Below are 13,458 nucleotides of genomic sequence, written 5' to 3'. Positions count from 1 at the left end.
ATTATTCTACACTTTTTGATGTTAATTTTAATAAGGTAATTTCACTTTTTGCTTTATATCTGAAATTTATGCCCCAATATCCTAAACCTTTATTTACATATATAGCTGTGTTTTTTATATAAAAAATTCCCGCTAAAAAAGGTTGAAAAAGTCTAACAAAATAGTGAAAAGGATAAATTTGACCCCCGTGAGTATGACCGCATAAAAAGAGTTTGGCATTGGCTTTTAAAGCAAACTTATAATCTTTTGGTTGGTGAGCTAGAAAAATAGAGTTTTCATATGCACTTAAAAAGTTTATAACTTTGTTTTCTTCTCTTTTGATTTTAAAAAATTTTGAGAATCTATCACTTAATCCTGCTAAGGCTATTTTTGTATTTGTGTATTTTAAAAAACAAGTTTCATTATCTAAAAGGGTAAAAGCTTTTAGTGAAGCTTTTAACTCATCAAAACCATAAAACAAGTCATGGTTTCCACTTATATAAAAAACTTTTTTTTCTATACTATTTAAAACTTCAAGTTTATCAATTATGTATTTTACTTTGCAGTCAATAATATCTCCTGTGATAACTATAAAATCAGCTTCGCAGAGATTACAAAGACTTACTAAATCTTGGATATCTTTTAGGGGAGTTTTTTTGTTGATATGTATATCACTAAGGTGAAGTATTTTTAAGTCCTCTAAATCAGGGGCTTGTACAAATACTTCAACTTCATTTAGTGATGGTAATTTCATTGAAAAGTTTTTTCCAAATCATCTTTTGTGATAAATGAAATAGATTTTATCACACCATTTTCAAGTTTATATACAGTTGTTTTTTCATCTTTACTTACAAATCTTTTATCTTCATCATCATAAATTAATAAAACACTATGCTTATAATCCCTCATTTTAGGTAAAGCGAACATTCTTGTAATGATTGAGGGCATTCCTGAAATATTTGCAATAAAAACTGCGTGATGATTTTTCAAAAAGTCTTTATCTTTACTAGCTAAGAATTGGTTTACATCTTTTCCTGTTCCTTTTTCAAAAGATACTAAAATAGTAGTAATAGAACTATCTATCGTCTGCTTTTCATCAAATTGATTTGGTAATGAAAAAGTTCCTATGTTTTGATTTACCTCAAAACTACTTGCATACAAAATAATAGCAAATAGGGGCAAAAGTAAAAGTTTTTTTAACATCTATATTCCTTTATTAAAGTTAAAATTGTATTTTATATCTATTTTATTTCTAACTGTTAGAAAAAACATTGTTGGTGGTTCTATGTCAAAATCTGTAAGATTTATTGAAAAATCTCCATTTATGTTTATTTTATCATTTTGAGTTATAGTTGCCAATGTTGTGATTTGATGGGTCATTTTATTCATTTTCAAATTACCTGTTATCTTATATTTATCTCCAGCTTTTTCAATGGCAATAATAGTAAACAAAATTTTTGGACAAACTGAAGATCTCAATACTTCATACATGTGTTTATCTCTGTCTTTATTATCACTTGTAAGAGTAGAAGAGTTGATAATAAATTCTCCACTTATTGACTCTATTGAATCACCTTTTTGTACCTTTGTTATTATATCTTTTGTTTGAGGATCAATAGTACTATCTCCAAAAACTTCTGTGTGGGCTTGAATCTGACCATCAAGCAACTTCAATTCATTGGCATTTGCAATTAATGCAAATAATAAAACTAAAACTAATTTAAACATTCTTTCTCCTTTGATTGAATTGTGTCTTGTGAATTTAAAACTTTTATTAGTGAGATTAAAAATATAATTGGAACAAAAAGAATAATATTTTCTAAGGCTACAAATAAGCCAGCACCAGATGCCATCCATCCTATAAAAACCATATAAACTGCTAATACTTTTAAATCTTTTTTTAGAAGGGATTGTAAAATAGTCACATTATAATAAGAGATTACAAAAGGATAAAAAATAGACAATAAAAGTGGCTCTTGCAAGAAATAAAATAGATAAGAAAGTGCAAAAAGTATCACTATGAATAACTCTTTTTCAAGTTTTTGTATATTGACTCTCAAAGCTGCAATTACACCTAAAATATGGAATATAACTATTTCAAAGGTATAACCACCTCTCCAAATAGGAATACTTACATCCCTTGATAAGGTTTCAAAAAGTGCAGAGTCTAAAAATATCCATAAAACCATGATAAATAAAGAGTATGATTCAACTGAAAAGTTTGGTTTTATCTCTTTTAGTTTTGGAAGTTGTGTTGAACAAAGTAGGGCTATTAAAGTAAAAGCTACTCCAATAAACTCTCTTTTTGAAACATCATAGTTAAATAATAAAGTTCCAATTCCATATGAGATAGACAAAGCAAATCCTAGTTCCATAATACTTGCTTTTTTTAGTTCATTTATAAGTAATGGTGCTAATGCCCCAACACTAATTCCTAATAAAAACAGTTCAAAACTTGAAAAGTTTGGATAAAAAAATGTCAAAACTAATTGCATACATAAAAAGATAGTTATCTTTTGTTGATTTGGTATTTTTATGTAATAACTTAATAATGAACCAATAACTCCACCGATTGGTAAAAAGGCTATTAAAAAGATATTTGATGAAAAATACTCCACAATACCTGTTTGTGCTACAAGTAAATAGTAGCAAAGTTCAAATGCTACGAAAAGTGTAAGTGCTATTTTTGGCATAGGTTCTCCTTTTAAATGTCCCATTTAAAAGGGACCTTAATATTATGGTTTTCTTTTATCGTTGGAAATAAATTCCAACTAAAGAAACAAATTCTAAAGAGAAGAACGAGTTCTTCTTTCTAAAAAAAATAGTAAAAAAATAGAAGCAAAAATAACATCAAAAAGAGAAATCATAAGTGCTTCTATTCCTAAGGTTTTGTTATAAAAAAGTGCAAAAAATACTGAACTAATTATCACTCTTGTTATAACTGTTAGTTTTGTAAGTATTTGTTCATGCTCTTTAAATCCAAGAGCAAAATAGTGAATAATCCCCGTAGTACTTACAAAAGCAAAAACTACATATTCGTAAGTTCCTGTAAATGAAAATCCCAAAAGAGGATAGGTAAAACTAGCAAGTAGTATTAAAGAAATACCCCCTAATCCATCTGCTAATACTCCAAAAAGATTGTATTTTTGTAAGTTTGTAAGCTCAAGTTTAAAAGAAATAAAAGTAAATAAAGATGAAAATGTAAGTACTCCAAATATACTTCTTAACATCCATAGAAAATTAATATTTCCATGAATAACATTTGCTTGAATAAAGCCAGAGATACTTAAAACTGCAAAAATACCTAAAAGACCAGCTAAGTATAAAATATAAAAAGAGAGTTTTTTAAGCTCTTTTACATATGATACAAACATAGCAATTACCATGAAAAATACACCAATACCCATAGCAACATGCGCGTGGGCAACTATTAAGTCATTTCTATGAAAAAGCCATCTAAACTCAGGAATAAACAAAATATTCCCTTCAACATCTACAAACAAAAATGCAAGCATAGAAATAAGAAGAGCCTTTTGGGCAAAAGTCTCAATTTGGGCATCTTTGTACCATCTATATAAAATAGGAATATAAAGAAAAGTTAACCATTGAAAAAACCACTCTTGTTCATATGTTAAGTGTCCTACAAAAGTTCTATATAAAACAGAGCAAAAATAAAACACAGTAGGAATAATCCACAAGATATTCCATCTAGCTTTAAAAGTACCCACATTAAGAAGTTTGATGATTAGATAATATATTGGAATCAATGCTAAACTCATACCCAAAGTATTATCTCCATGGGGTCCAGAAATTGTACTTTCAACTTGCCCAATAACAGGATTCATCAAAATCAAAAGTGCAAAGGGAGCGATAACTACTACCCACAAACACACCTTTATCCATAAAGGAATAATTTCATAGGCTTTTATATATTTGTATAAAGCAATAATATAAAAAACTCCTGCAATAGCAAGTATAAAGTTTAATTCATAAGGAAAATCATAAAAAGCCAAACCTCTTGTATTTCCAAAAAGAAGTGAGCTAATCATAAAGACTAAAAAGATATACCAAAAAATAGTATAAAGATTTAAGTAATGTAAGCCTTTTTCACTTTGTACCCCATCTTTATTTATAATCAAAAAGGGTAAATATGAAAGCATCAAGGGAACAAAACCATAAAGGATAAGACTAATATGTAATGAACGTATATTTGATGGTAATAAAGTAGTTGAGTTTATAGAGTATCCAAGTAAATTTATAGAATATAATATCCCAAAAAATAGTGCCAAAAATAAAAATATAAGTGATATTTTAAATTGTCTGTTTACAAAAGTGTTAAAATTAAGCAAGTTGTCCATCCTTTACTTCGTAAATCTTGTCAGCTGTTTTTGCTAACTCTTTATTATGAGTTGCCACAACTATTGTCATACCTTCCTTTGATAGTTTTCTAAATAGTTCAAATACTTTTTTTGCATTTTTAGAATCTAAGTTTCCTGTTGGTTCATCAGCAAAAAGTACTTTAGGAGTATTTATAAGTGCTCTTGCGATAGCTACTCTTTGTCGCTGACCTCCTGATATCTCATTTGGGAATTTTTTAGCTAGATTTTTTATATCAAGTAAATCTAAAAGATACTCTATCTCATGATTTGAGGCAGCTTCATTTGCTAGTTTTATATTTTCAAAGTTGTTTAGATAATTTATCAAATAATGAAATTGAAAAATAAAACCGATATTTTTTTGTCTAAATTTATCTATATTTGTAATATCCGCATAATTACTCTCTTCAAAGTTTAATTCTCCACTTCTAGGTTTAAGAAGTGTTGACAATATCGAAAGAAGAGTTGTTTTTCCACTTCCACTTTCTCCAATCAAAGAGATAAATTCACCTTTTTTTATTTGTAAATTAATATTCTTTAATGCAATATCACCATTATAATCATGGTTTATATTTGAAGCTTGGATAATCATATTTTATCTCCCTGCATTAAAATGATTGGGTCGATTTTTGAAGCATTTAATGCTGGAATGATTGAACCTAAAATTGCCATTGAAAGAGAACAGCCAAATAAATAAACAGCCAAAGTAGATGAAATCTCACCATTTACATACCCATGAAATAGTGATGAGGTTCTTATAAAATATAAGGCAATCCAAGAGATAAAAAAGGCACTTATAAAACTAAAAACTCCTAAAATAGTACTTTCACTCATGATTTGCAAGATTATTTTTTTAGTTGAAATTCCTATGGCTCTTTTGATACCAAACTCTGTTTTTCTTTGATTTATAGTTATACTCATGATACTTATGATTCCAAGTAATCCCATACAAAATGAGATAAGACCTATAAGATTTGATGAGGTTTTTATGATTTTAAATTGATTATAATTATCCACAAAGTTTTGAGTTGATTTTGCTTCTATATCAGAACTTAGTGTTTGTATTTTTGAGATAAGGTCTTTGATATTTGTATCAATTTTACTATTTACCATTAGCATTGAAGCACTTTTATTAAAAATGGCACTTGCATCAGATATATTTAAAACAACTCCTCCATTTTCAAAGCCAATCTTACTTTTATAGACCCCTGATACTTGGAACTTTTTATCGGCTATTTGTACAGTTTTTTTATTTGAAAGGGAGTTGTAAATAGATTTTCCCACAAGCACTTCATTTGGTTTTGGATAAGATCCTTGGATTAATTTATAATTTTCAAATCTATTTTGAGTGACTCCATAAACAGCAACGATTGGTAACTCTTCAACTGGACTAGCTCCTACAATTATCGCTGAAGTTTTTTGTACACCTTTTAATTTTTCGATTTCTTTTATTAGTTTTATATTTACATTTGAAAAAAATGTATCAGAGATTTTTGCTTGAGTGATAATAATATCTCCATCACTTTTTAACATATTTGAGTACATAGAGATAACTCCATTTGAAATAGAGCTAATAAGAAAAATAGATGTTATTGAAAATATTAGACTTATATATATTAAAGTTGTTTTTAGAGGATTGGCTTTTAAAGCTTTTAACGACATACTTAGCACATATTTCCTTTTTTATTTTAGGAAATAGTATAGTTTTTACATGACGCCTTTATGAATAGAATATGAAAAAAAATTCATATTGATTTTTAGATAAAACTATATTTCTATTAAAAGAGAAAATACCTGAACACAAAATCTGGGTTGCTTGTATACGATGTATAGCTTCCCCAGTTTGTGATGAAGTAGCGATGGTCTTTGATTTTTAGCTTCTTTTATTAAAATTTACCTCTAAATACTGCAGTCCCTTGTATCTCTCCATCATCAAAGTTAACACTTCCTCCAAATCCTTTTATTCCACTTCCATAAAAAGAACCATGTAAGCTTCCATTTATCTCTTCCCCTCCATGAGTTAATTTTGATGAATAACCTGAACTATTTATTTTGCCATCAGCAAACCCTATGGCATAGTTTTTTTTATTACCAATTGCACCATATTTTAAGTTCATACTCCCGCTAAAAGAGTTTATTCCTGCACCAAAATCAAATTTAAAGTTCATAACTGAATCACTATCAATGTCGTATGAATTATTATTCTCCAATATTGTTCCTTTAATCTCACCATTACCAGTAAATGATTTAGTAGTCTTTGAAGCATTATTCATTAAACTGCTTATATAACTTGTATCAGTTTTAAGACCTTTAACCCAATATCCATTATTATACAGATAATTATTTGTATTTTCTTGCCATTCTCCCAAGCCTAAAAAATTCTCTTCTTCTGAGTCAGAGTAAAAATCTCCTACATAAAAGAGAATCGGAAAAGTAATATTTTTGTTATTTGCAATCAGCATGTAGTTATTAATGCTATTATTTTCCTTGAACCCTATTTCTGCAGTTTGAACAGAACTAAAAGTTCCATTAGAGCGTGCTAGAAATGAAACATACCCAAGTGTTGAAAAGCCAGAAAAACTAATATGCTCTGTAGGGATATCAGGCTTAATAGGATTAAGAGGAGGTGTATCTTCTAAAATTTTAGGAGGTGTAGTATTTTCTGAAGGAGTAGTAACATTTTCTTTAGGCGTAGTTCCGTCATTTTCACCACTAGGTTTAAGGGTTCCATCTTTATCATCCTTAGAACCTTCTTTTTCTTCTTCACTAGAAGTAGTGTTCTCTTTAGTTTCTGTTGATTCTGTAGTATTACTATCACTAGACTCAGCATTTAATCCTTTTTGAACATTATCTAAGGTATCTTGCTTCAAAGGCTCAGGAGAAGTTGGAGCTTTACCTTGTGGAAGTCTTGTAAACTCTTGCTTATCAACATTAACAGTAAAATTATTAGCAGTAACACTAATAGCTCCATCAGTACAAATAATGATTTGTTGATTTCCAATAATAGTAGTTCCTCTAATACCAATAGTTGCACTTTTAGTTCTAAGTTTAAATCTCTCTTTATTGATTTTACCTATTGCTCCAGTAATAGATTTAAAAGAGCCTTTCATAAACCCAAAACTAGCCTTAGAGTCTTTTGGTTTACTCTCATCATAAACATAATCAAAGATGTTTAAAGTAGAATTTTGTCCAATAGTAATAATAGTATTATCATTCATGGTAATTTGAGCTTTAGAACCTTTAGAAGAATTTATAACATCATTCTTTTCTAATTTCTCTCCAAGTTTAGCTAGGATAGTATTTGAATCCCTAGAGATTTTAACATCACCAACTAAAGCTGTTATTTGTCCTATACTAGCAAATAAAAAGTTTGCAAGGATAAAAAGTAATAAGAGTATCTTTTTCATGTTAAATCCTTAAAATGTATAAATCAATGAAGATTTAATAACTTGTTTTTTATAATCAAAGGGTTCTTGGTTTGACATATTGTTTGTAGCTGTTGCTTTTAAGGCAAAGAGTAAGTTTTTTCTTAAGGGTCTAGTTATTCCAATAGATGCACTATTTATCTTATCAACTCTTCTTGATAGAAAGTTAACATCAGTATCTCTATAGATTACTTTTTTACTATTTATATTTGTGTTTAGATTAAATTTATATGGTAAAGCTAAACTGTTTTCTAAGCTTACTTCAAATGATTCTTTACTTACATCTGTTCTTTGTTCATATATTTCTAACTCTTTAGCATATGAAGTATCTAAAGTAAAAAGTCCAAAGCTTTCTGTTTTATATTTTAAGCTATTTGTTAAATCAAATACATAAGCATTTTTTTGTTTATCTTCTTGTTGGTCATAGAGTTTTTTACTTAGTTTAAAAGTAATATCATTTAAAGTTGTTTGAGTAAAGATATGAGAGTTTGAAAGTATTAGATTATAGTTTTTTAAATAGTCTTTGTCATTGTATCTAACATAATCCATTCCTATTCCAGAGCTATATTTATTTGCTCCTTTGTAAAAGGTAGGAGTAGAAGTAAATGATATAACATCAATATTACTATCTTTTTTAGTATCATAATCTTGGGTATAAACTACAAGATTGTTATTTAAAGAAAATTCTTCATTATATTTATATACATGGTTTATAACAGCAATGGCATCATAATAATAATCAGATTCTTCTTTAGCATCATTATTTAAAGTTAAATCAGTTCCCAATTGGGGTACAAAGACTGAGTATTCACCTGCTGTTGCTGAGTTATTTACATTTGAATCATAACTTAAATCAAATACTAAAGCTCCACTTATAAAGTGTTTTTGCATAGTTTGTTTTATGTAAGCAAGTCTTGATTCAATACTTTTTTTTACATCTGGTGGAGTATCTGCATTTACTAAAACAGCATTAAAGTCTTTTATTGCTTGAGTATAGTTTTTAAGCATCAAATTACTTTGTGCTATTTCTATTTTTGCTCTTAAATTATTTGGTTGAGCAAAAAGTATTCTTTCATAATAACTTATTGCTATATCATATTTCCCTTGTTCATATTCACATCTTCCAAGATAGAAGTTTAGATTTTGGTTTTCCAAATCATTTTTTGATAAAGAAAGAAATATTTCGTAAGCTTTTTCATAAGCTTTTTCATTAAATAGTTTTACTGCTTGGTCATATGAGGTTAAACTTTCTTTTGAAAACAGTAGTGATGTTATAAAAAGTGTTAGAAATAATATTTTTTTTGTCATTTAATAAACTTCTTTTTTGTGAAATAATTTTTAATAGCTAAATATTAGCAACACAAAATCATTGCAAAATCATTAGAAAGTAAAAGATTTGTAAATTTTAGAATCTATTTTTATTTTTATTTTTTTTAATGATATAATCTATTCTATGAATAACTTAGATATATTAAAAGAATTAAATGTATTACATGTAGATGATAATATTCAAGCTTGTGAAAATATCAAAAAGACTTTGGAATATTATTTTAAGAATGTATTTATAGCTCATAATGGAGAAGAAGCATTAGAGATATATAATACAAAAGAGTGTCATCTTTTAATAGTAGATTATGATATGCCTATTATGAATGGTTATGAATTTTTGTCAAAAATAAGAGAAAAAGATGATGAGATATCTGCTATGATTATAAGTTCTTACGATGATAAAGTTAAACTCAAAAATGCAATTGGCTTAAATCTTTTGGAATATATTGTCAAACCTTATGGCTTGGATGAGTTAAAAGATGTTCTAAATAAATTTGTGAAAAGTTTAGAAAAAAAAGAGTTACTAAGATACTATGTTACTGAGACTCTTTTTTACAATAGATTAAAAAAGACTTTTATTGATGACTCAAAAGAGTATAAATTTACCTCTTATGAAATAAAACTTATCGAATATCTTTTTAAATATAAAAATCAAGTTATTAAATATGATGACCTTTTATATATTTTAGAATCAAATAATCAAAAATCTTTGATAAATTCAGTTTATAATATAAATAAAAAACTAAATATCAAACTTATAGAAAATGTAAAAGATATGGGATATTGGTTGAAAAGATAGTATGAAGTTATTTATTTTATTTTTTATTTTTATTACCTCAATTTTTGCCCATGATTTAGATGTTGTAGAAAAGTATTTTGTAGATACGAATCATTCTTTAAATATAGAAGAGATAATGAAGCACAAAGATGATTTTATTCCTATAAAAAAATACAATTTAGGGATAATAAAAAGTTCTGTTTGGATAAAGATTGATTTAAAAAATAACACAAAACAGAATTTAAAAAAAAGAATAAATAATAAAATGGCAGGAATAAATTTAATTGATGTTTTTTTAGTAAAAGATAATCAAATAACAAAAACTTACAAACTAGGAAACCTAAGAGAACATAATAAAAGAGAGAATGATTTTAGGACTTCTTACTTTGATATTGAGCTTCAACCTTTACAAAAAATAGAGATATTTATAAAACAAAAAACTTATGGCACTATGGAAATAAGGTGGAATATAATTAATATCAAAGATTTTGAAGCGTATTATTTTCTTCAAGGATTGATATACGCATTTTTTACCGGTATTTTACTTGTGATGATTGTTCTTGGTTTTACTCTTTATTTTATTTTTAAAAAGAAGCATTTTTTAATTTATTCTTTATTTACCTTATCTGTTGGGATTTTTCAACTTTCTGTAGCTGGATTTTTATATCAATTGGGTATTCCACTTGATTTAAATAAATTTTTCATCTTTTTTATTCCTGCTTTTGCAATGATTTTATTTGGTTTGTTTCCCTTATATTTTTTCAATATCCAAAAAAATGAATTTAAAATTACACAAACAATTATAAAAATATCTATTGTTTTACTTACTCTTTTTGCTTTTACACAGTTCTTTTATCGCATTTATCCTGATGTGCTTTATTTTAGTAAATTTTATGTTTATATTATCTTTATACTTATGCTTACTATTTTGATATTTTCAATTCGAATGTTTCTTTTAAAAAAAGATGGTTCTATTTTTTATTTATTGGCAAATATTGTTTACTTCTTTTTTGGAGTCTTGTATATACTCGTCGCTTTTGGTATTTTAAAATATGAAGGTTTTTTATATTACTTCATTTCAATAGGAGCCATTGGGCAAGATATGGTTTTAGCCATTGGGTTACTTTATTCTGTATATGTAATGAGAGAAAGAAATGAGAAAAATATTGAACTTTTAGGTGAATATTCAAAACTTAGTTTTATAGGGCAAACCATGGTAAATATCTCCCATCAGTGGAAAGAACCTATAAATAATATTTATAGCAGTATCACTTATATAGAAGCTGCCCGTGAATTCAAAGATAAAAATATAGATACAATTATTGATAATAATCTTAAAATTATAAAAGAGACAACTTCTTACCTAAAAGAGACAGCTCTTGGGCAGTTGCATTTTTATAAAGAAGAAAAAAATATTGAAGAAGTTGAGTTTTGTGAAGAGATAAACTATGTAATAAGACTTATGGAAAAGGAGTTTATAAAAAAAGATATTAAGATAAGTTTTGATTGTAATGATAAGCTAAAAATAAAAATAGAGAAAAACTATTTTTTAAATGTGTTAATGATTTTATTTGAAAACTCCCTAAAAGCTTTTGAACGACGAAAGATAAAAAATCCTAAAATAGGAATTTTTGTAAAAGAAATAGAAAATAAACTCGAAATTATTTTTGAAGATAATGCAGGTGGAGTAAGTAAAGATTTCATAGAAAAGATATTTGAAAAAGATTTTTCAGAGAGCTCTTCTACAGGAATAGGTTTGTATTTAGCAAAAGAGATAGTTTCTCAAAAGCTAAATGGTCAAATAACAGCAGAAAATAAAAATGAGGGTTTATCTTTTAAAATAGTTATTTAAACCCTCTTCTAACCCAAAGGCAGGGGTTTTAAAAAAACCACCCACCTTGAAAAAGGACTCTACTGTTTCTATCAGGCTCACTAGTAACAGGAGCACTATTTACATTCCAAGCAACTTGAACTTGACCAAAGAAGTCTTTATATGAAGCATAATATCCAACACCAACATCTTGTAAAGATTTAGCTTCAAATCCTACATTGTTATTAGCCATAAACGCTCTTCCTCTGTCATAAAAGATTCCAACAGTGTTTGTTAGTGAGTTTATATCAGGCAATCTATATTTTGCTTCTATATTAAATATATATCCATTTTCAGCACTTACTTCACTATCTGGATATAATTTAACCCCATAAGCTCCCCCAATAGATAAATCTTCACTTCCATCTAGGTTTTTATGTGAAAGGGCATATTGTAAGTTTAATGAAGTATCTAATGAAAGTTTTTCAGTAAAATTAATACTATGTGATAAATCTATATTAATCTTAGAATAATTACCATTTGTATTAGCTCCATTTTCATCATCTATTTTCTTAGCATTATCATCAAAGCTTAACTTCCCATAGGTATAATTAAAACTAACTTTAGAAGATGATGGAAGATTAAAGGCTAAATAACTCTTGTCATAGTCTAATCCTAATCTTAAAGATTTAACATCTTTTTTAGTAGTATCATCTTGAGCATTAATCTCATCTTTTAAATCTTTTTTAGCAATATTTAATGAAGCATTTAAATTCTCCAATCTTGTTCTTATAATTGGATAAGTAAAAGTAGCATCTAAAGATGTAGAGTTACCCTTTGCATCAAGATTTGAATATTTATCTCCTAAGGCATAAGTTGTTTTAGAATAACTTAGTTCTCCTCTTAGTCCATTTGACATCAAAGGAGCTGAATAAGCTAATCTACCATTTTTTAAATCACTCTTATTACTTAAAAGACCACTTAATGAGATCTTATCTCCTATGTTAAAAGGTGAGTTAATATTAACTCCAGCCATAACTCTATTTTTACCTGTATATCTACTTCCATAATTATCAGCTAAAATATATCCATCAAATCTTTTTGTCTCTTGGGTTGTAATATCAAAGTCACTAGTTCCAACTTCGCTTCCTGGTTTAATATCAGCACTTGTCACTTTTACACCTGGTGTGTCATTGATGATTAACATACCTCGTTCTAAAGTATTAGCTGAAACTACATTTCCTCTTTTTTTTACATCATCTAACATATCTTGAACAATACTATTTTTAACTAAAGAGTTGTTTTTTAAATTAAACTTTCCATAATTACCCTCAATAATAGAAATTTTAATAATTCCATTGTTTTTATTTATATCTTGTACAGGTAAATATGCCCTTGCTACAAAGTAGTTTCTACTTCTATAATATTTTGTGATTATGCTTGTTACTTCTTGTAGTTGGTTAAAGTTTAAATCTTTTTTTGTATATGAAGAGATTAGATTTTGTAGAGTTGATTCATCTATATGAACAGCACCTTCTATTTCAAACCCCTTTACAAATATAGTTTTACCACTTTTATCATCTTTCATAACAGGAGCATATTTTTTTACTCCTCCAATTTCTATTAAAGGTGTTTTCTTCTTTTGTACTTCTTTTGGAACTTGTATTTGTTTTACAGCATCTCCTATATTTGGAGTTGCTGCTAATAGTGAACTTGATGTTATTAGTGATAGGCTTATTAGTTTAGTTATTTTTTTCATCT

Annotated in this window: 12 protein-coding genes; 2 read left to right on the top strand and 10 right to left on the bottom strand. The window is 27.3% G+C overall.

What is annotated here, in order from left to right:
- Position 1: 1 nt before the first annotated feature.
- From LXN10_RS06610 to LXN10_RS06570, 9 genes are all read right to left on the bottom strand, one after another.
- Positions 2–733, bottom strand: coding sequence for a metallophosphoesterase (locus LXN10_RS06610; RefSeq protein ID WP_375725077.1), 732 nt, complete (start codon positions 731–733; stop codon positions 2–4).
- Positions 730–1,182, bottom strand: a complete 453-nt coding sequence (locus tag LXN10_RS06605; RefSeq protein WP_375725076.1) for a hypothetical protein — start codon at positions 1,180–1,182, stop codon at positions 730–732. Before LXN10_RS06605 ends, LXN10_RS06610 begins: the two co-directional genes overlap by 4 nt.
- Complete coding sequence (locus tag LXN10_RS06600) at positions 1,183–1,707, bottom strand: YceI family protein (protein ID WP_375725075.1); 525 nt, start codon at positions 1,705–1,707, stop codon at positions 1,183–1,185.
- The gene (locus tag LXN10_RS06595; protein WP_375725074.1) at positions 1,695–2,672 is read right to left on the bottom strand and encodes a hypothetical protein; all 978 of its coding nucleotides are present in this window, start codon (positions 2,670–2,672) and stop codon (positions 1,695–1,697) included. The genes LXN10_RS06600 and LXN10_RS06595 overlap by 13 nt, the downstream gene beginning before the upstream one ends.
- A gap of 93 nt (positions 2,673–2,765) precedes the next feature.
- The gene (locus LXN10_RS06590) at positions 2,766–4,337 is read right to left on the bottom strand and encodes a hypothetical protein (protein WP_375725073.1); all 1,572 of its coding nucleotides are present in this window, start codon (positions 4,335–4,337) and stop codon (positions 2,766–2,768) included.
- Positions 4,321–4,947 (bottom strand): ABC transporter ATP-binding protein, encoded by a 627-nt coding sequence (locus tag LXN10_RS06585; protein ID WP_375725072.1) that lies wholly within the window; start codon positions 4,945–4,947, stop codon positions 4,321–4,323. The genes LXN10_RS06590 and LXN10_RS06585 overlap by 17 nt, the downstream gene beginning before the upstream one ends.
- Entirely contained in the window at positions 4,944–6,017 is a 1,074-nt protein-coding gene (locus tag LXN10_RS06580) for an ABC transporter permease (protein WP_375725071.1), read from the bottom strand. Before LXN10_RS06580 ends, LXN10_RS06585 begins: the two co-directional genes overlap by 4 nt.
- Before the next feature lie 224 nt (positions 6,018–6,241).
- Positions 6,242–7,762 (bottom strand): FecR domain-containing protein, encoded by a 1,521-nt coding sequence (locus tag LXN10_RS06575; RefSeq protein ID WP_375725070.1) that lies wholly within the window; start codon positions 7,760–7,762, stop codon positions 6,242–6,244.
- A gap of 9 nt (positions 7,763–7,771) precedes the next feature.
- Complete coding sequence (locus LXN10_RS06570) at positions 7,772–9,088, bottom strand: tetratricopeptide repeat protein (protein WP_375725069.1); 1,317 nt, start codon at positions 9,086–9,088, stop codon at positions 7,772–7,774.
- Positions 9,089–9,233: 145 nt separating this feature from the next.
- Here LXN10_RS06570 and LXN10_RS06565 point away from each other — a divergent pair, with 145 nt between their 5' ends.
- Positions 9,234–9,908, top strand: a complete 675-nt coding sequence (locus tag LXN10_RS06565; protein ID WP_375725068.1) for a response regulator transcription factor — start codon at positions 9,234–9,236, stop codon at positions 9,906–9,908.
- A gap of 1 nt (position 9,909) precedes the next feature.
- Positions 9,910–11,739 (top strand): sensor histidine kinase, encoded by a 1,830-nt coding sequence (locus LXN10_RS06560; protein WP_375725067.1) that lies wholly within the window; start codon positions 9,910–9,912, stop codon positions 11,737–11,739.
- Between the two features lie 28 nt (positions 11,740–11,767).
- Here LXN10_RS06560 and LXN10_RS06555 read toward each other — a convergent pair whose 3' ends face one another.
- Positions 11,768–13,456 (bottom strand): ShlB/FhaC/HecB family hemolysin secretion/activation protein, encoded by a 1,689-nt coding sequence (locus LXN10_RS06555; protein WP_375725066.1) that lies wholly within the window; start codon positions 13,454–13,456, stop codon positions 11,768–11,770.
- Positions 13,457–13,458: the final 2 nt, after the last annotated feature.

Source organism: Arcobacter iocasae (assembly GCF_042214795.1).
Classification (GTDB): Bacteria; Campylobacterota; Campylobacteria; order Campylobacterales; family Arcobacteraceae; genus Arcobacter; species Arcobacter iocasae.
This window is presented reverse-complemented; position numbering and strand designations above follow the sequence as displayed.

Coding starts and splice junctions, on each gene's coding strand:
- LXN10_RS06610 (WP_375725077.1), bottom strand. CDS start 733: ATGAAATTACCATCACTAAATGAAGTTGAAGTATTTGTACAAGCCCCT.
- LXN10_RS06590 (WP_375725073.1), bottom strand. CDS start 4,337: ATGGACAACTTGCTTAATTTTAACACTTTTGTAAACAGACAATTTAAA.
- LXN10_RS06555 (WP_375725066.1), bottom strand. CDS start 13,456: ATGAAAAAAATAACTAAACTAATAAGCCTATCACTAATAACATCAAGT.
- LXN10_RS06570 (WP_375725069.1), bottom strand. CDS start 9,088: ATGACAAAAAAAATATTATTTCTAACACTTTTTATAACATCACTACTG.
- LXN10_RS06565 (WP_375725068.1), top strand. CDS start 9,234: ATGAATAACTTAGATATATTAAAAGAATTAAATGTATTACATGTAGAT.
- LXN10_RS06575 (WP_375725070.1), bottom strand. CDS start 7,762: ATGAAAAAGATACTCTTATTACTTTTTATCCTTGCAAACTTTTTATTT.
- LXN10_RS06605 (WP_375725076.1), bottom strand. CDS start 1,182: ATGTTAAAAAAACTTTTACTTTTGCCCCTATTTGCTATTATTTTGTAT.
- LXN10_RS06600 (WP_375725075.1), bottom strand. CDS start 1,707: ATGTTTAAATTAGTTTTAGTTTTATTATTTGCATTAATTGCAAATGCC.
- LXN10_RS06585 (WP_375725072.1), bottom strand. CDS start 4,947: ATGATTATCCAAGCTTCAAATATAAACCATGATTATAATGGTGATATT.
- LXN10_RS06560 (WP_375725067.1), top strand. CDS start 9,910: ATGAAGTTATTTATTTTATTTTTTATTTTTATTACCTCAATTTTTGCC.
- LXN10_RS06595 (WP_375725074.1), bottom strand. CDS start 2,672: ATGCCAAAAATAGCACTTACACTTTTCGTAGCATTTGAACTTTGCTAC.
- LXN10_RS06580 (WP_375725071.1), bottom strand. CDS start 6,017: ATGTCGTTAAAAGCTTTAAAAGCCAATCCTCTAAAAACAACTTTAATA.